This is a genomic window from Antarctobacter heliothermus, from assembly GCF_002237555.1.
GTDB lineage: Bacteria > Pseudomonadota > Alphaproteobacteria > Rhodobacterales > Rhodobacteraceae > Antarctobacter > Antarctobacter heliothermus_B.
On record NZ_CP022540.1, the window covers coordinates 1,372,501 to 1,390,450 of the forward strand.

Annotated in this window: 9 protein-coding genes, 2 tRNA genes, 2 rRNA genes and 7 pseudogenes (1 of these 20 cut by a window edge); 15 read left to right on the forward strand and 5 right to left on the reverse strand. The window is 58.2% G+C overall.

Annotated elements, in window-relative coordinates; genetic code table 11:
* The 3 genes and pseudogenes from ANTHELSMS3_RS06450 to ANTHELSMS3_RS06460 all read left to right on the forward strand — a co-directional run.
* Positions 1-2,643 (forward strand): 23S ribosomal RNA (locus ANTHELSMS3_RS06450); it begins 808 nt to the left of the window's first position.
* Between the two features lie 161 nt (positions 2,644-2,804).
* Positions 2,805-2,919 (forward strand): 5S ribosomal RNA (gene rrf, locus ANTHELSMS3_RS06455).
* Between the two features lie 408 nt (positions 2,920-3,327).
* A pseudogene (locus ANTHELSMS3_RS06460) lies at positions 3,328-3,623 on the forward strand (transposase); the annotation flags it as partial.
* Positions 3,624-3,870: 247 nt separating this feature from the next.
* Here ANTHELSMS3_RS06460 and ANTHELSMS3_RS06465 read toward each other — a convergent pair.
* Positions 3,871-4,580 (reverse strand): annotated as a pseudogene (locus tag ANTHELSMS3_RS06465) (transposase); the annotation flags it as partial.
* 72 nt (positions 4,581-4,652) lie between these two features.
* Here ANTHELSMS3_RS06465 and ANTHELSMS3_RS06470 point away from each other — a divergent pair.
* From ANTHELSMS3_RS06470 to ANTHELSMS3_RS25945, 3 genes and pseudogenes are all read left to right on the forward strand, one after another.
* Positions 4,653-5,903: an IS256 family transposase gene (locus ANTHELSMS3_RS06470; protein WP_094033518.1), complete on the forward strand. Its 1,251-nt coding sequence runs from the start codon at positions 4,653-4,655 to the stop codon at positions 5,901-5,903.
* A 73-nt stretch (positions 5,904-5,976) separates the two neighbouring features.
* Positions 5,977-6,234, forward strand: a pseudogene (locus ANTHELSMS3_RS06475) (integrase core domain-containing protein); the annotation flags it as partial.
* 16 nt (positions 6,235-6,250) lie between these two features.
* Positions 6,251-6,633: pseudogene (locus ANTHELSMS3_RS25945) on the forward strand (ATP-binding protein); the annotation flags it as partial.
* Between the two features lie 61 nt (positions 6,634-6,694).
* Here ANTHELSMS3_RS25945 and ANTHELSMS3_RS25950 read toward each other — a convergent pair.
* Positions 6,695-7,126: a nuclear transport factor 2 family protein gene (locus ANTHELSMS3_RS25950; protein WP_094034164.1), complete on the reverse strand. Its 432-nt coding sequence runs from the start codon at positions 7,124-7,126 to the stop codon at positions 6,695-6,697.
* Between the two features lie 87 nt (positions 7,127-7,213).
* On the reverse strand, positions 7,214-7,849 hold the full coding sequence (locus ANTHELSMS3_RS06490) for a sulfotransferase family protein (RefSeq protein ID WP_094034165.1): 636 nt from the start codon (positions 7,847-7,849) through the stop codon (positions 7,214-7,216).
* Between the two features lie 113 nt (positions 7,850-7,962).
* Between ANTHELSMS3_RS06490 and ANTHELSMS3_RS06495 the strand changes: the two genes are divergently transcribed.
* Positions 7,963-8,931 (forward strand): LysR family transcriptional regulator, encoded by a 969-nt coding sequence (locus ANTHELSMS3_RS06495; RefSeq protein ID WP_094034166.1) that lies wholly within the window; start codon positions 7,963-7,965, stop codon positions 8,929-8,931.
* A 633-nt stretch (positions 8,932-9,564) separates the two neighbouring features.
* Here ANTHELSMS3_RS06495 and ANTHELSMS3_RS06500 read toward each other — a convergent pair.
* Positions 9,565-9,641: transfer RNA gene (locus ANTHELSMS3_RS06500), tRNA-Met, on the reverse strand.
* 619 nt (positions 9,642-10,260) lie between these two features.
* Here ANTHELSMS3_RS06500 and ANTHELSMS3_RS06505 point away from each other — a divergent pair.
* The 4 genes and pseudogenes from ANTHELSMS3_RS06505 (at position 10,261) to ANTHELSMS3_RS06520 (ending at position 13,330) form a co-directional block, all read left to right on the forward strand.
* Positions 10,261-10,350: transfer RNA gene (locus ANTHELSMS3_RS06505), tRNA-Ser, on the forward strand.
* Positions 10,351-10,695: 345 nt separating this feature from the next.
* The gene (locus tag ANTHELSMS3_RS25430; protein WP_157733415.1) at positions 10,696-10,971 is read left to right on the forward strand and encodes a hypothetical protein; all 276 of its coding nucleotides are present in this window, start codon (positions 10,696-10,698) and stop codon (positions 10,969-10,971) included.
* Between the two features lie 22 nt (positions 10,972-10,993).
* Positions 10,994-12,022, forward strand: coding sequence for an IS110 family transposase (locus tag ANTHELSMS3_RS06510; protein ID WP_094034167.1), 1,029 nt, complete (start codon positions 10,994-10,996; stop codon positions 12,020-12,022).
* Positions 12,023-12,321: 299 nt separating this feature from the next.
* Positions 12,322-13,330: pseudogene (locus ANTHELSMS3_RS06520) on the forward strand (IS5 family transposase).
* A gap of 106 nt (positions 13,331-13,436) precedes the next feature.
* Here ANTHELSMS3_RS06520 and ANTHELSMS3_RS06525 read toward each other — a convergent pair.
* Positions 13,437-13,769 carry a hypothetical protein gene (locus ANTHELSMS3_RS06525; RefSeq protein ID WP_157733416.1) on the reverse strand — a complete coding sequence of 111 codons (333 nt, stop codon included), beginning with the start codon at positions 13,767-13,769 and terminating at the stop codon, positions 13,437-13,439.
* A 479-nt stretch (positions 13,770-14,248) separates the two neighbouring features.
* Here ANTHELSMS3_RS06525 and ANTHELSMS3_RS06530 point away from each other — a divergent pair.
* From ANTHELSMS3_RS06530 to ANTHELSMS3_RS06545, 4 genes and pseudogenes are all read left to right on the forward strand, one after another.
* Positions 14,249-14,548: pseudogene (locus ANTHELSMS3_RS06530) on the forward strand (transposase); the annotation flags it as partial.
* A 252-nt stretch (positions 14,549-14,800) separates the two neighbouring features.
* Positions 14,801-15,184 (forward strand): annotated as a pseudogene (locus ANTHELSMS3_RS06535) (IS30 family transposase); the annotation flags it as partial.
* A gap of 193 nt (positions 15,185-15,377) precedes the next feature.
* On the forward strand, positions 15,378-16,307 hold the full coding sequence (locus ANTHELSMS3_RS06540; RefSeq protein ID WP_254694865.1) for a DeoR/GlpR family DNA-binding transcription regulator: 930 nt from the start codon (positions 15,378-15,380) through the stop codon (positions 16,305-16,307).
* Positions 16,308-16,683: 376 nt separating this feature from the next.
* Entirely contained in the window at positions 16,684-17,946 is a 1,263-nt protein-coding gene (locus ANTHELSMS3_RS06545; protein ID WP_157733417.1) for an ABC transporter substrate-binding protein, read from the forward strand.
* Positions 17,947-17,950: the final 4 nt, after the last annotated feature.

Here is a 17,950-nt window from a genome sequence, read left to right on the forward strand (position 1 = left end):
GGCGGGCCAAACCTGCTGCTGAAACCTACATGCGCTACGATCTGGGGCACCGCAACGGTCCCTTCGGCCATGCGGTCGGGCTTTCAGTTGGCGAAAAGGGAGAGGCCTGGGTCGGCTACGGCGCGACCTACCGGATTGATCTGTGGCAGAGCGGCTTCTACGTCGAACTGCACACGATGCCGGGGCTGTACTTCGATAACGGCGGCTTTGATCTAGGTGGAATGCTTGCATTCCGGTCAGGGATCGAGCTGGGCTTTGAAACGTCCCGCGGCTGGCGCTTTGCGCTGAGCTATGACCATCGGTCAAACGCGGAGATCTACGAGGCCAATCCCGGTATCGAAACGGTGCAATACCGTGTCTCCATCCCGAGCAGATAAGGTTATCATTAGTGTCCAGTCTTGTGACGGCGTACCTTTTGTATAATGGGTCATCGACTTGGTCTATCTAGCAAGCTTAAGCCGATAGGTGTAGGCGCAGCGAAAGCGAGTCTTAATAGGGCGTCGAGTTAGATGGATCAGACCCGAAACCGAGTGATCTAGGCATGACCAGGATGAAGGTAAGGTAACACTTACTGGAGGTCCGAACCCACACCTGTTGAAAAAGGTCGGGATGAGTTGTGCCTAGGGGTGAAAGGCCAATCAAACTCGGAGATAGCTGGTTCTCCGCGAAATCTATTTAGGTAGAGCGTCATCCGAATACCCCCGGGGGTAGAGCACTGGATGGGTAATGGGGCCCCACAGGCTTACTGATCCTAACCAAACTCCGAATACCGGGGAGTACTAGATGGCAGACACACTGCGGATGCTAACGTCCGTAGTGGAGAGGGAAACAACCCTGACCTACAGCTAAGGCCCCCAATTCATGGCTAAGTGGGAAAGCAGGTGGGACGACCAAAACAACCAGGAGGTTGGCTTAGAAGCAGCCATCCTTTAAAGATAGCGTAACAGCTCACTGGTCTAAATAAGTTGTCCTGCGGCGAAGATGTAACGGGGCTCAAGCCATGAGCCGAAGCTTAGGATGCGTGAGCATGGTAGCGGAGCGTAGTGTGATATAGCTTCATGTCTCTTTATCCCTTCGGGGAGACCGGAGACACGAAGCTTTCGATGAAGCCGGCGCGTGAGCGATCCGGTGGAGAGATCACTAGTGAGAATGATGACATGAGTAGCGACAAAGAGTGTGAGAGACACTCTCGCCGAAAGTCCAAGGGTTCCTGCTTAAAGCTAATCTGAGCAGGGTAAGCCGACCCCTAAGGCGAGGCCGAAAGGCGTAGTCGATGGGAACCAGGTTAATATTCCTGGGCCAGGAGGATGTGACGGATTGTGGCGGCGTGCGTGCCTTATCGGATTGGCGCGTATCCAAGACAGTCCCTGGAAATAGCCCTCCATTAGATCGTACCCTAAACCGACACAGGTGGACTGGTAGAGAATACCAAGGCGCTTGAGAGAACGATGTTGAAGGAACTCGGCAAAATACCTCCGTAAGTTCGCGAGAAGGAGGCCCGGCGTAAGAGCGTCGGGGGCACAAACCAGGGGGTGGCGACTGTTTATTAAAAACACAGGGCTCTGCGAAGTCGCAAGACGACGTATAGGGTCTGACGCCTGCCCGGTGCCTGAAGGTTAAAAGGAGGGGTGCAAGCTCTGAATTGAAGCCCAGGTAAACGGCGGCCGTAACTATAACGGTCCTAAGGTAGCGAAATTCCTTGTCGGGTAAGTTCCGACCTGCACGAATGGCGTAACGACTTCCCCGCTGTCTCCAACATCGACTCAGCGAAATTGAATTGCCTGTCAAGATGCAGGCTACCCGCGGTTAGACGGAAAGACCCCGTGCACCTTCACTACAGCTTCGCACTGGCATCAGACACAACATGTGCAGGATAGGTGGTAGGCTTCGAAGCAGGGACGCCAGTCTCTGTGGAGCCTCCCTTGAGATACCACCCTTGTTTTGTTTGATGTCTAACCGCGGTCCGTTATCCGGATCCGGGACCCTGCGTGGTGGGTAGTTTGACTGGGGCGGTCGCCTCCTAAAGCGTAACGGAGGCGCGCGAAGGTTGGCTCAGAGCGGTCGGAAATCGCTCGTTGAGTGCAATGGCAGAAGCCAGCCTGACTGCAAGACTGACAAGTCGAGCAGAGTCGAAAGACGGCCATAGTGATCCGGTGGTCCCAAGTGGGAGGGCCATCGCTCAACGGATAAAAGGTACGCCGGGGATAACAGGCTGATACTGCCCAAGAGTCCATATCGACGGCAGTGTTTGGCACCTCGATGTCGGCTCATCTCATCCTGGGGCTGGAGCAGGTCCCAAGGGTATGGCTGTTCGCCATTTAAAGAGGTACGTGAGCTGGGTTTAGAACGTCGTGAGACAGTTCGGTCCCTATCTGCCGTGGGTGTAGGAGATTTGAGAAGAGTTGCCCCTAGTACGAGAGGACCGGGGTGAACGATCCACTGGTGGACCAGTTGTTATGCCAATAGCAGTGCTGGGTAGCTATGATCGGAAAGGATAACCGCTGAAGGCATCTAAGCGGGAAGCCCCCTTCAAAACAAGATCTCCCTGAGGACCGTGGAAGACCACCACGTCGATAGGCCAGAGGTGTAAGCACAGCAATGTGTTCAGCTGACTGGTACTAATGGTCCGATAGGCTTGATTTGATCCAGTAACAGCAAGGTTAATCACCGAGCTCTACGGACAAATAAGCATACTACACCGTAAACACAGTAAACTTCGACCTGGACAACGACCTCGCCCCAAAAGCGACGGTGTTGATTGATTGACGATGCATCACAAATGCATCGTCCTGGTTTTTCCTTGGTTTGGTGGTCATAGCACGAGCAAAACACCCGGCTCCATTCCGAACCCGGCCGTTAAGTGCCGTCGCGCCAATGGTACTGCGTCTTAAGACGTGGGAGAGTAGGTCGCCGCCAAACCTAGAAAAAACCAGATACTCTATACGACAACCAATACAAAAAGCCCCGTAGGTGAAAACCTGCGGGGCTTTTCTCATAAATCAAAAAACTTTTGAATGTAATATGCTCTCCACGGAGTCCGCTAATTCAGGTTGGCTTTGTTCAGGTTTTGGTCTCTTTTGACCGGTTGATATATTCCGCAAGAGTCATACCAGCGGGGCTTGAACGCGGGCGGTGTGAGTCGAAGTCTGTGCGCTATGAGCCTCATCAAGCGCATCAGTCGACGTATCCTCTTTTCGTTTACGAGATGTCCGCCGCGGAGCAGGTGACCTACCACGAGATCTTTCCGCCACCGTCGATTAGAGGCCGGCCCAACTTGAGGACGGACAATGAAGCGAACGAGGAGATCATCCATTGCCCGGCAGGCACATGCGCAGAATGCTGCCGAGAGGGGGCATCCTAGCCGAGCACGAGGCAGGCGCAAAATGCGCGGATCTGTGCCACAAGCACGGCATGTCTGAAGGTACTTTCTACAACTGGAAGGCCAAATTCGGCGAAATGACCGTGTCGGAGGCGATGCGGCTGAAGACGCTTGAGGATGAGAGCGCCAAGCTTAAGAAACTGCTGGCCGAGCAGATGCTCGATCTCGCCTGGATTAAGGAACTGAGTTCAAAAAAGTGGTGACGCCTGCTGTGAAGCGCGAGGCGGCCGAGCATCTGAAGGCCCTGATCGAGCGCCACGGAAAGCTGGGGATGATCGTCTCTGACAACGTCCTATGCGCGGAATAATTGGCTGATTTGGCATCAGGTCATTGTCATGCTGAAGCGTTCCAGCACGTTCGAATGTGTGTCAGTTCGGCATTTTGGTCAACAACATGTCTCTCCCATAACAAACACAGAGTACGCTTATTGCGGCTCTCACCGTCCTTAAGACGAGATCTTCGGGTCGTTGAGCAGAAGGCCTGAACATTATCTACGAGGTCGAATGCTCGCCTCTACGGCCCTTACAGAGAAAGGTCCTTCTGCTGTCAATCATCCCTCAAAGAAGGGACGATAGGGTTCGCCGCGGTTTATTATCCCATGCACGGTGCGGGCCATTTTTGCGGCGATTGCGGTATACGCCTTGCGACGTAAATGCGTGTTTTGACGATCCTTGGCGATGTAACGCTCGAACTTGTCGCGGAAGCTGTTGGTCTTTTGCATGATGGCGACCTGACCGGCCATCCAGAGCGTGCGGCGTAATCTGGCATTCCCATATTTTGAGAGCTTGGTTTGGCCACGGAATGTGCCCGACTGGATCGTTGCGAGGTCCATCCCACAGAACTTCAAAAATTGGCGGTGATGCCGAAAGCGGCGCAGATCGCCTGCTTCTGCAAGGATGGTCAGCGCGTTGATCGGCCCGATCCCTGGGATGGATGTTAGCAGTTGATAGTCGTCGTTGGTCTTGAGAAGCTCAACGGCGCGATCCTCAATCTCGTTGCGTTTGGCAATCAGGCCGCGCCCTTCACCCAAGACCAAACGGAACATCCTTGCAGCGTCGGAGTCCGGCGCAATTGGCAGGCCTACAGAGAACTTGGCGGTCTGATAAATATCTGCAAGCAAACGTTCTTTTGACACTTTGCGGCCGACCACGTCCCAAGCATCTGCAATGAAAGCCTCTGAGATATGCGCGAAAGTTGGTGATGCCCTGAGGGGCGACATATCATGGCGGTGTCGAAGCGCCGTCAATTCTCAACCGAGAAAGGGATATGCCACATGCAAGAGAATACCATCACCCAGCTATCTGATCCATCCGGGATTTCGCCGGACCCGCTGACCGACCTCATCCGGGACGGCGCGCGCAAGCTGATCGAGCAGGCGATTGAGGCGGAACTGTCCACGCTGCTTGGCGCCTTTGCCGATCACAAGCTTGAGGATGGTCGCGCAAGACTGGTTCGTCATGGGCACCTGCCCGAGCGTGAGATTTTGACCGGTGTCGGGCCTGTTGCCGTGACGGTGCCGCGTGTGCGGGACCGCAAGCCGGGCACGGACAAGATCGCGTTCACGCCCAGCATCCTGCCGCGGTATCTGCGCAAGGCAAAGTCGGTCGAAGAGCTGCTGCCCTGGCTTTACCTGAAGGGCGTGTCCACCGGCGATTTCAGTGAGGCGCTTGCCGCCCTGCTGGGGCCACACGCCAAGGGCCTCTCGGCCACTACGATCACGCGGCTGAAAGCGGACTGGTGGTCCGAGTACGAGGCCTGGGAAAAGCGTGACCTCGGCACCCGGCGGTTTCTCTACATCTGGGCCGACGGCGTCTATTTCAAGCCGCGAAGGGCCGAGGAAAAACAATGCGTTTTGGTGATCGTGGGTGCGGATGAATACGGCCGCAAGGAGCTGCTGGCCATGACCGACGGCTTCCGCGAAAGCACTCAGAGTTGGCGCGAGGTTCTGCTCGATCTCAAACGCCGCGGACTGAAGCAGGATCCCAAGCTCGCCATAGGCGACGGCGCCCTGGGGTTCTGGGCGGCACTGCGCGAGGTCTTCCCCTCGACACAGGAGCAGCGGTGCTGGCTCCACAAAACCATGAACGTGCTCAACGCGCTGCCGAAATCGGTGCAAGCCAAGGCCAAGGCGCACCTGCACGACATCTGGCAGGCCGAAACCCGAGCCGCGGCGTCGGCCGCCTTCGACTTCTTCGTCGATGCCTACGGCGTGAAATGGGACAAGGCAGTCGCCAAGTTGGTCAAGGATCGGGATGCACTACTGACCTTCTACGACTACCCGGCCGAACACTGGAAACACATCCGGACGTCAAATCCGATCGAGAGCACGTTCGCCACCGTCAGACACAGGACGAAACGCACCAAGGGCTGCCTCAGCCGCAAGACTGGGCTCGCCATGGCTTTCCGGCTGATGATGTCTGCTCAGACGAAATGGCGAAAACTCGACGGGCGGAATCGCCTCCCGGAGGTCATCAGCGGGGTTGAGTTCCGCGACGGCGTCCGCCAACTTCAAAACGCCGCCTGATCACGCGTCACCAACTTCTGCGCATATCTCGGCAATCATAGCCTCAACATCAACAACATTCCGAAGGTGTTACGGCGCGGAACTGACCAGTAACGCAGTCTTAACCTTCGCTGCCGCGCACCGAATCGAGTGGCACTACATCGCGCAGGGTAAGCCGATGCAGAACGGCTTCGTGGAGACCTTCAACGGACGGATGCGGGATGAACTTCTCAACGAGACCATGTTCCGCAGCCTGGCCCACGCGCGGATGGTGATCGCGGCCTAGACTGCCGACGACAATACCGAACGCCCGCACTCGGCCTTGGACTACCAGACCCCGGCAGCAAGCGCGGACCCTGACCACCGCAATCGCCCGTCTCGGCGCAGCAAAGGGAGTGGATCATATGTTGTGCTATTTGGCCCGGCTGACCGAGCTGGAACTGGTCGACCGGGAACGGCGCATGGTGGAACGCCGGATCAAGGCGGAAAAGTTCCCGGCTGTCAAAAGCCTCCCCTCCATGGTTTGTGCTGCAAACCACTGAAGGGCAACGGACCAGCTTCGACTTCATGGCCATCACGTCCTTGAACACGATGACGGTGCTGGACCTGGCACGCTGCGAATGGATCGAGCGCAAAGAAAACATGATCGCGCTTGGGCCGTCGGGCACCCGCAAGACTCATGTCGCCCTCGCCCCTTGGCTTCGCTGCCTGTCCGAGGGGATTGCCCGTCGCCTTCGTGACCGCCGCCGCAGATATGCTTCGAGGCCATAGCGGGCGCATGGCACTCCCGCTATGCTTTTCAGGTTTGCGGATCATGCTGCTTCGGTCAGCCGTTGAAGGATCTCCAGCATGCTTGGCGACAGGTCCGTATGATGGTGCGCCAGTTTCCACGTTCCGTCCTGCTTCTGATAGACGTTGGTCACACGGTGTTGGATCTTGGCCTCATTGCCGGCGATGATTAACTTTCCGACCTCCACGCCGGTTTCAACGGCCATGTCCGATCCAGCGTTAATCATCTGATCCAACAGCCGGATGTCTCCTCCGCCAGCAATTTCGGCAACCTTGCTGAAGGAGGCCAAGACGGAATCCGAACCCATGTCCCGCCCGCCGATGGGATGCTGCGCCGTGGCGCCGCCGCCTTTGATCCACGCGTCCTGCATCGCGGTATCGTCGCCGTTCGCCATGCTGTTGAGGGCATCGTAGAATGCGACCGAGGCGCGGCGAACATCTTCTAAGTTGATCATGATTTGGTTCCTTTCAGTTGTTGGCAAGCCGGGAGTATGCCCGGCCCATGCCGAACGCCCCGTAGCCGAAAATTTCAGTGGGTTGGATCAGGCCGCCGGTTCTTGCGTCCCGGACTTCACCGACGAGAAGAAATCGGCCCGCGCATTGGTTTTGGGGAAAGGCGCATCCGGCACGTCAACGCCAAGAAAGCGGCAGAGAGGTTCCCATCCGTCGCGGACACTGAACACCAGGGCCTTGCCCTCCGCCTCCAGGTCCCGCGCGGCTGCTTCGTTGGCGCGGTAAACCTTCAGGATGCCGTCCCTGTCGGTATGCCCACCAAGGGCCCTGCCGATGATGACGCTCTCAATCATCTGAAACCAGGGAACCGCGTTTTGTGGCCAGGCCTCCTTGTCGAGGATCAGCGGCAGGATGGTCTGGGAAAAGCTGCCATACCAATCCTCGGCTTCCCGATGTGAAAGAATGACTTTGGCGTCCGGTGTTGCCGCAAGCACGTCTTGCCAGTAGGCCGAAACCGGGAAATCCACGGCCGATCGAAAGCCCGAGAAGATCGCGTCAAAGTCGGGACGCCCCTCTGCCACCTTGGACCAGGCTTCGATCTGCCCGGAGTCGCTGACGACCTCGGACATGTGATGGCATGGGCCGAAGCCCAAATGCTCCAACGCCGCCTTCAGTGAGTAAGTCCCGGTTCGACCGAACCCCGCGCCAATGATTTCGAGTGTCATTGCATATCACCTCCTCTATGAATAAGATCGATCTACCTTGCTTGATCTTCGCCTAGTGAAATTAAGATGAGCCATTCGCCCCACAAAAGTCGAACGAAACGATTTCATAGATCATGAGCGAAATTGATCTGCACCGCGTCGACCTGAATTTGCTGGTTGTTTTCGAGTCCCTGATGGAGACCCGAAGCGTTACGGTGACAGCCGACAAGATCGGGCGCACACAGTCGGCGGTCAGCCACTCGCTTGCTCGGTTGAGGGAGCAACTCGACGATCCTGTGCTGGTCCGGGTCGGCGGCAAGATGCACCCCAGCCCGTTCGCCGAGGCCATCATCGAAGATGTCCGCCCCATTCTGCGCAGCATCCGCCGGGTGATCGCGCCGCGCAACCTGTTTGACCCGGGCCAAAGCGATCGCGTGTTTCGCATCGCCATGCCGACGCTGACCAAAGTCATTGCAGAGGTGTCGGCACGGGTCGAAGCCGAAGCGCCAAAGGTAAAGATCGAGTGGCTGCCAGCGCACCACGACGTCTATCCGGCGCTGAGCGAAGGGTTGATCGACCTCGCCCATCTGGGCGGACAGCCGCGATTGCCGGATGGGCTTGATCAGCAAATCATGGAGCCATTTTCCTGGGTGACTTTCGCGCGTCAGGGGCACCCTGCGGTCTCGGGCTGGGGGATCGACGCCTGGCGCAAATACCCGCATGTCATGGTCAATGTCACGAGGTCGCAGCAAAATCCCTTTCCGGCCACGCCCTCCACCGATGTTGGGGGGCGGCGGGTCAGCGCGATGATTGGGGACTCGGCCGGTGTAGCCTCACTCCTTGCGAATTCTGATTTTCTGGCCACATTCCCGGCGGTCCTGCTCGCTTGGGATATGGAGGCGCACGGCCTGATTGCGATGAAGCCACCTGTCGACCTCGGACAGGTTCTTGTTCGTTTTTTCTGGAGTTCGCGCCTAGCCAACGACGCCGGTGGTATCTGGATCAGATCGATCGTGATCGAGGCCTACCGACGCCTGCAAGCTGAAGCAGAGGCGAAACTGGCCGAGCCACGACTTCTCCAGCCGTCTAGGCGACCGGCTTGATTGGAGCATCGCCTGCTCGTGCGCCGAGCAACCGCGCCCGAGCCACTTCGTTGCGCGTGTCGACTGTTGAAATCGAACACAGCGCATGGTCGGCTTGGTTTCCGCAGTCTGAACTGGATTGAACGACCGCGTAGGGAAAAGTCGATGCATCGCCGCGATTTCGCCGCCGCAATTGGGCGGATCATTTTCGGTTTTCAGCACTTGTCGTCGCTGCGATAAAGTAGGTCAAGAAAGGCCCGCACTGCCGTCACCGGGCTATCCAAAATGCTGCATGATCAACGAATGGCCGGTCTGGTGAAGCTGCGCCGCACAGACAAACGTTAGTCCATTCGCAAGGGAGAACTGGAGGCCCAACTCGTAGTTGAGCCGGAAAGGTCGCCGGTTTTACTGACCCAGGGCTGGCGGACCAGTATTGTGCCGAAGTTGCACAGTTGAGTGCTGCACTCGACAATCCTGTCAGAAGGGCCGAGGTGACGTCGATCGTCCGCAGCCTTTTGTCCGAAATCAGGCTGATTCCGGGCTCGGAATCGTTGATGCTCGAACTGGTAGGGGAACTGGAGAATCTCTTGTCGCTCAACGAGTCCAAAACGACAACGCCCCGAGGCGGCAAGCCTGCGGGGCGTTCGACACTGTTGGTTGCGGGGGTAGGATTTGAACCTACGACCTTCAGGTTATGAGCCTGACGAGCTACCGGGCTGCTCCACCCCGCGACAGTGAGGCTTAGTTATATCGCCAATTGGCGGACCGCAAGGGGAAGTCAGTGCTGAATGTAAAAGTTTTCCAACTAACTGTTAGCACAAACAGCACATGCATGGTTCCCTGAAGCCCGCATCGTTTGAAACTGGAATTTTGGGCTAGAGCTTCCTGCTCAGGGGAGGGCTTCGCCATTCCGGTGGGCTATCGCCGTTTGACGCCGTGACTTGGGTCTCGTGGCCATGACTTCAGCGCAGCGCGACGTTTAACAACTTTCCCGCACAGATAAGTTTCAATTTCTGGAAACGTGGCGCTGCTACGATCGGGTCCGGAAAGAGTGTTCGTCTTGGTGAAATGTGGATTTGTTCGGTGGCTCGCGGAAATTGGCCCGACAGAACGCCACGGCGCCCGCCTGTGCCGCTGCGGGTTTGCTTGTTTTAAGCGGCCTTTGTTGGGGCGTAGCGGGCGCCTAACCCGTTTTATACTATAAGGGAAATTGAACATATTTTGCTTCACCCAGTGCCGTGCAATGCCCCGGAGCGTACTTTGAAGAGGTTTTTGACGATAAGGTGATTTTTGCAGAAGAGGGCAGTTTAGCCTTGTAATCGCTTTATTTACTTGGATATACGCGTCGGTGGAGACGTGGCCGAGTGGTCGAAGGCGCTCCCCTGCTAAGGGAGTAGGCCCGGAAGGGTCTCGAGGGTTCGAATCCCTTCGTCTCCGCCATATGGCATTGTACTTATTGAATCATTCGGGACTTTCCAACCACACCCGCCAATGCACCCGCCAACTTGATTGCGTTTGGTTGCAACAGTTGGCGACGCCATCATGCGGAGCATTCCAGATTCGGCAGTCAATCGCCAACCAGCATCCGCGCCTCTCATCTCTTTCCAACTGATTCGAGAGCAAATGCACCGCCTCCGCCTCCCGACTGCGCCCGTCGTGTTTCCAGTAAGTGCCTACCCACCCGGTTTCGCCCTGCTGCGCATTCGGCGCTCAATTTAGCCCTTCAAAAATTCGTAACTGACGCTTAAGAGCGTCGGGCTTTTCCAACTAAACTGAGCGGGTCCGATGCGTAAATTTGTAAAACTCTTTTTGGCCGCAACTCTTTCCGTACTGTTTGCTGTTTCAGCTTATGCCGAAACCAACTCTCCCAACGAGGCTGCCTATTATGTCGGATCCTCAGTGACCGTTGAGGGCGTCGTTAGTCAGGTTTCAGTAACCCGCAGTGGAACGACCTTCATCAACTTCGGCGGGGCGATATCCCAACCACGTTTTTTATGGCGTCATGGCTCTGATGATGTAACCGCCCCCCGACGGCATCTGTGTGCCAAGGTGGGTCTGTGAGGATCCACAAAGGGGAGCGGTCATGTCGGAGATTATCACGGTCGGAGTCGATCTGGCAAAGAATGTGTTTCAGGTGCATGGCGCTGATGCGTCGGGTCGTGCAGTTCTGCGCAAGAAGCTGAGGAGAATGCAGGTGTTGGAGTTCTTCAGCCAGCTGCCGCCTTGCATTGTCGCGATGGAAGCATGCGGCAGCGCCCACTTTTGGGGGCGCGAGATCGGCAAATTGGGGCATGACATTCGGCTGATCCCACCTGCTTACGTCAAGCCCTTCGTCAAGCGCCAGAAAAACGATGCGGCAGATGCCGAGGCTATTTGTGAAGCGGCAGTTCGCCCAACCATGCGTTTTGTGCCGGTGAAGAGCGAAGAGACCCAAGGCGCGGCGATGATCTTCCGCGTACGGGAATTGCTGATCCGGCAGCGGACACAGGCGATCAATGCCCTACGTGGCCACCTGACTGAATTCGGGCAGATCGTGCCGCAGGGGGCGGCCAACGCGTCAAAACTCATCGCCATCGTTGAGAACCCGGACAGCAGCATACCCACCGATGCCATCGCCACTTTGAAGGTGCTGGTTCTGGCACTCGCCCACCTCGAGGCAGAGATTGGGAAGTTGGATGCCGAGATCGCCCGCCGGGCAAAAGAGAATGACGTGGCCCGACGGCTGATGACTATCCCGGGCATTGGTCCACTTATCGCCACGGCCATCGCGGTGTTGGCCCCGCCGCCCGAGACTTTCCGTAAGGCCCGAGACTTTGCGGCATGGCTTGGTCTAGTGCCACGACAGCATTCGACCGGTGGCAAGCAACGGCTCGGGGCCACGACCCGAATGGGCGAACGATCTTTGCGACGCTTGCTCATCATCGGGGCTAACAGCGTCATCATAAAGCGGCATGTCCACGCGGCGGCCAAGCCCGGCACCTGGCTTGGCCGCATGCTGACGCACAAGCCACCAATGTTGGTGCGGGTGGCGCTGGCGAACAAAATGGCGCGCATCGTTTGGGCCCTGATGGCCCGAGGTGGCGTCTACAAAGCTCCGGCCGTGGCGGTGTAAGCCGTCAGGGGCGCGAGGACGTCGGAGCGGAAGAGGGCAAGGAGCAGTTTGGCGCAATCGTCGTGAGACGGGATTGGGAGAACCAGTGTGCAACAGAGTGCCTTCGAGCACGCGGCTTTGATCTGGACCCGACCCTCGAACACCATACGGGCCCGCGGCACGAAGATGGCCGCACACGAGGCCGGATACATGTCAGCACCCGATGACGCGACAAAATCAGCTCTGAAAATATCTCTTGCGCAAGGGGCGGTTATACATGTTGCACAAAGCCCGTGAATCCAGTGTGGTAGCTGGCATGCATGAGCAGACCGATACCACCGACCTACAAGACCAGGAAGTGGCCAGCCTATAACGAAGCGCTCAAGCGCCGCGGCTCGCTGACGGTCCATTGACCGGCAGGGCAGTGCAGAGCAATGTCCCGAGAGGTTGGTTCGACGCCGAGATGAGCTGGGATGCCGTGCCGACAGGCAGGCGTGGCCGCCAGCAGACCTACAGTGACACCGCCATCCAGACGTGCCTGACGACAAAGGTTCTGTTCGGCATGGCGCTCCGGCAGACGACCGGTTTTGTCGAGAGCCTGCTGAGGCTGGTTGGCCTCGACTGGACGGTGCCTGACTTCAGCACGCTGTCCCGCTGTCAGAAGACCCTGGCCGTCAACATCCCCTACCGTGGGTCAAAGGACCCGCTCCACCTGTTGATCCCCTCTCGTGACATTGCTGCGCAATGCACTGCCGGGCAGTGGACAGCACCGGAATCAAGGTCGAGGGCAAAGGCGAGTGGCGCGCTCGCAAGCCTGGTGGCCCCAAACGGCGGGTCTGGCGCAAGATCCACCTTGGGGTCGACGAGGAAACGCTGGAGGTCCGGGCTGTCGGGATCACCGGGAGCCACATCAGTGATGCGCCGGTCTTGCCCGATCTGCTCCGCCAGATCCCGATGGGCGAAAAGATCGGCTCGGTGGTCGCCGACGGTGCCTGCGACACCCGCAAGTGCCACGATGCCATCGCGGATCGCGGCGCCCACGCAGTCATCCCGCCCCGCAAGAACGCTAAGCCGCGGAAGACCGCTGGTGCCGTGGCTCGAAACGAGGCCTTGCGCGCTGCGAAAGACCTCGGCCGAGCCCTGTGGCGACGATGGAGCGGAAACCACCGCCGGAGCCGCGTCGAGACGAAGATGCATTGTGTAAAGCTGCTGGGTCAGCGCCTCATGGCACGGGACTTCGACCATCAGGTCGCCGAACTCCAGGTCCGCATCGCCGTCATGAATGGCCACACAGCGCTCGGCATACCCGTCACAGAGCCTGTGGAATGAGTCCGTCCGGGTAAAGGGGAACCTCGGTTTTCAGACGATTTGGGCAACAGGGTCTCAATGAATAGACGCAATTTCTATAGTTCTATCGCACTGCACTGCAGCCCACCTACTTCTCTGACTCTCGCCGCAGTCGGTACACTTCCAGCCGGGCCGCCAATTCCTCGTCGGTCAGGGTCCTGGGGTCTTCTTCGTTCTGTTGTCCATCATTGTTTGAGGCGTTGCGCGCTTCGAAGTGCTCCAAGGTATTGCGCGGCTGCTGACCCCAGGTCGCCGGAAAACGTGTCGCCATGACCTGTAGTGCTGTGGTTTGACGGAAGGCCGGATTGGTGATGTTCTCTCGCAGCAAGTTGATCCAGCACGCGTGAAGCTTGTGCCAACTGATTTCCACAGCCTCTTCGAACTCGGGATATTCGTTGGCCCACGCGTAGAGCGTTAGCATTGCGATCCCGAGCTCGCGCACCATTCTTCGGGAAACATGCCCTTGCGGGACATGTCGAGGATCTGATCGGGGATGCTCGTGTGGTACTTCTGGCGGTTGGGGCGGGTGTCCGTTTTCGGTGCGGGGACGATATTATTCCTTATGGCCATGTGTGCAGTTCCAATTCAATGGCGTGAGAGTTCGAGAGCATGGCGCCGCTGGGCGTCAGGCAACGGATGTCTTTCGTCGGCGAGAGCGGTTTTCGACCGAGACATTGATGGTCAGCCACAAGCGCTATCGAACGGCTCGTCTCTTTCCGTGCAGGGTCAATTGCCGTTATCTGCGAACCATCTCTTCCGGATGTTGCACTAATGCCGCCCATTCGGCCCATGGCGATCCCAGTCCGACAGCCTGCGCCAATCGTCCATCGACACGACGCGGCCCGTCCCAGGTGAGCGGGCGCCCACCGGGTGAGGTGCCGTGCGGGAAAGGGGGGGGTCCGGCGCGGACGCGACTGTGCGGCTTGGCTCGGGCTGGTCCCGGTACAGAAATCCACTGGAGGCAAACAGGTTCTTTGTCGGACGTCAAAGATGGGACAGCGCGATATCCGGCGGTTGCTGATCATCGGTGCCATGACCCGGATCAGATGGGCGGTCCGGAACGGCGCTCCGCGGGGCTCCTGGCTGGAGCAGATGCTGGCGCGCAAACCGCGGATGCCGGTCACCATCGCCCTGGCGAACAAGACCGCCCGGGCGATCTGGGCAATGATGACGAAGCAGGAGGCGGCGGTGGTCGCCTAAGGCGACACCGGCTGGCAGGTGTGAGAAGGACATTGGACAGTAAGGACAAACGATCGGCCAGATCGAGGTTGGGGAAACCAGGCACTCCCAAAGGGCATTCAGCTCGGGCGCACTGATATGGACCCAACCTTCGCATCGCCATACCGGCCCGCGGCATGTGATGCGCCGCACATCGAGGCCTGACACATGACCGTACCCGATCACATGTTCGAACCGTGCAAAGGAAAGCTTGCATCGCCCGAGGTATCCACACATGAGGAGTGTGATCTGATGATGTTCCGCAACGAAGATCGCCAATCCAAGCCGATCATGGAGGCGCTGATCCAGGCGTTGGCTCCCCTGCCTGCCGGCGCGCGCCAATCGATTACCTTCGGCCGAGGCTCCGAGTTTTCGGCCTGGCGGCATCTCAAAGCGGGCATCGGCGCCGAAGCGTGGTTTTGTGATCCTCAAGCGCCCTACCAGAAAGGCATCGTCGAAAATACGAACAACAGGCTGCGGAAGTACCTGCCCCGATCAACCGAACCGACGGCGCTGACAAATCGATATTTGAGGTCGATTTGTCAGCGCCTCAATTCCACGCCGCGCAAATGCCTCGGTTACCGAACGCCTGCGGAGGTTTTCGAGGCAAAGCTCCTGGGAATTCAGAACCGATTGGAAAAAAACAGATCAGAGTTTGCACTTCGCCGTGAGTTCGCCAAGCACTTGCCATTGGCAAGGTTTGCAGGCTTCGCAGCGGCAAGTAGTGGAACTGTCGGGAAGGGTGCGCGCAGACGTCGCCAGCAGGCCCAGCGGAGATGACAATCGTGAACTTCGCGTGCGAATGGGAGCTATGGCAACAGCCGCAAACGTTTTCGTGGCCTGTACCTTACTGGACAGCGTGAAGTTGACCGGGCATTTCTTCTCGCACGCCACCGGACTGGTCAGTCCCAACTTGAAGGAAGATCCCATGACGGCATCGTCAGCCGAACCCCAGCGAAGTCTCACATCTTCCGAACGCCACGATTGCATTGTCGAACTGCTTCAGTCGCGCGCGATGGTTACCATCGCTGACCTCGCTGACCGCTTTGGTGTCTCTGCTGTTACAGTGCGCTCAGACCTTGCAGCGCTTGAGCGCCGACAACTGCTGCGCCGGGTGCGCGGCGGTGCGATCGCGGTGCATCCGGCGCGCTTTGAACGTCCGACCGATTTGACTCGGCTGAATTTCACGGAGGAAAAGAAACGCATCGGCGCGGCGGCCGCCTTGCGGGTGCGCGATGGTGACACGATCATTCTGGACAGTGGGTCGACGACGCTGGCGATGGCCAGCGCGCTTCCCCACACCCTGACCGACGTGGTAGTGCTGACAAACTGCCTCGACATAGCGCTGACGCTTCAGGATCATCCGGGAGTCGCGGTCATCGTGACCGGAGGACTGCTGCGCAAGAGCAGCGGGCGCGACGTCTGGCACACGCTGGTGCCGCCCCTCGCGACCCTTCTGCTGAAAGAAGTCAACGCTGACACAGCCTATCTTAGTTGCACCGGGATCGATGTGAACGCCGGGTTCACCAACGGAAACTGGGAAGAGGCGGAACTGAAAAAGGTGATGATCGCAGCCGCCCGGAAGGTGGTGTTCCTGGCCGACCACGCCAAGGTGGGACACATCGGCAGCGCGCGCATCGCTTCGCTTTCGCAGGCATCCGCTCTTGTAAGCGACTCGCAGATGGCTGCCGCCGCAGTTGAAGAACTGGAAGGGACAGGGCTGAACGTTACCCTTGCCTGACATTTGGTTATTTCTTTCTAATCTAGAATTATCGAAAGCTGAATCTTTCGGGGAAACGTCTGTCAATAGGCTTGTCCTGCCGCGTGGCGCGGTTGCGATTTTGCCTGAATGTGTGCAGATTTTGCCATATTCGGGCAAATAGTAAGCAAAATTCAGGGTAAGATCGGCAGAGTTGGAGCATCGTGCGGCCTTGCGAACAAAAAACTTGCCAATCTCTTTGTGCTTGCCTTAGCTTTCATTCAGGCACATTGTGAAAGTGTCGAAGTAGCAGCCGGCCATTCGACGGGCGGTGCCGGGCCACTTGGCCCGGGTGCAATAACGGCCCGAAGGGGTGGCCCCAACGATGGTCCACCTCGCGGTCAACAAGGATGAGAGAATGTCACTAAAAAGACGTACGCTTATGGGGGCTGGCACTGCGATCGCGCTGGCTCTGGCCGCGCCGGGGCTGGCCCAGGCAGAACTTGCCAATGTCACGATCTGGGTGCAATCGGGTCCCGAGGCCGAGGCTTTGGGTGAGGTCGCCAAGGCCTATACCGAAAACACGGGAAACCCCGTCACCATCAGCCCGCAGGGTCGGGCCGGGTGGCGTCAGCGCTATGAGACCGCGCTGGCGGCAGGTAGCACAGAATTCGACGGTGTTCTGCACATTAGCCGTTTCGTGCCGGCCCTGGCCGCCGGCGGCCTGATCGCGCCCTATGACGATTATATCGCTGGCGCGGCCGAATATGACGCCGATGACTTTCCCGAGATCATCCAGTCCGAGATGAAATACGACGGCACATGGTACATGATGCCGACCGACATCACGCTGGAAACGCTGGTCTATCGCACCGACCTGATCCCGGAAGCCCCTGAGACCTGGGACGACCTGCGCGAGAACGCGTTGAAGTTCACCCAGTCGCACAATCCCGACTCTCCCACCAAGTACGGCTTTGCCTATGCCGGTTCGCCCGGCAACGTGATGGCAGCTTTTCTCGGGATTATGGGCGGGCATGGTGGCGATTTCCTTGACAGCCAGAGCTGTGTGACCACCGACAGCCCCGAAGTCACCGCCGCCTGGAAGATGTTCGTCGACATGAAGAACGAGGACAAGGTGACGCCGCCCGACATCAACGCATGGGACTATCCCGAACTGCTGGTCGGTCTTCAGAACGGCACGCTTGCTCAGGCGCAGTTCTTTACTGCTGGCATGCCGATCCTGAACGACTGTGCTCAATCCCCTGACGTTTGTGAGAACCTTGCACTGGTCGCGCAGCCCGAAGGTCCGATGGGATCGAAGACCCGTGTGAACCCGCTTGGCGTGATGATGAACGCGCAAAGCCCGAACAAGGACGCGCTCTGGGCGTTTCTGGAATTCGCCACCGGGAAAGAAGGCGGAGTCATCTATAGCAAGGCTGGCGGTCAAAGCCCGCGGTCAAGTGTTCTCGCCAATGAAGAGGTCGCCTCTGAACGTCCTTGGGTGCCTGAGGTGTTGAAGGCCTCCAAGGCCGGTATGGGCACCCTGCGCATCGCGGAATCGCGCGAAGTGGCCGAAGCGTTCGACCGCTATGCCCAGCAGGCCATCGCTGGCCAGATCACCCCCGAGGAATCGCTGATCAAAGCGGCCGAAGAAATGCGCGCTATCCTCGGCGGCTGCTAAGCGA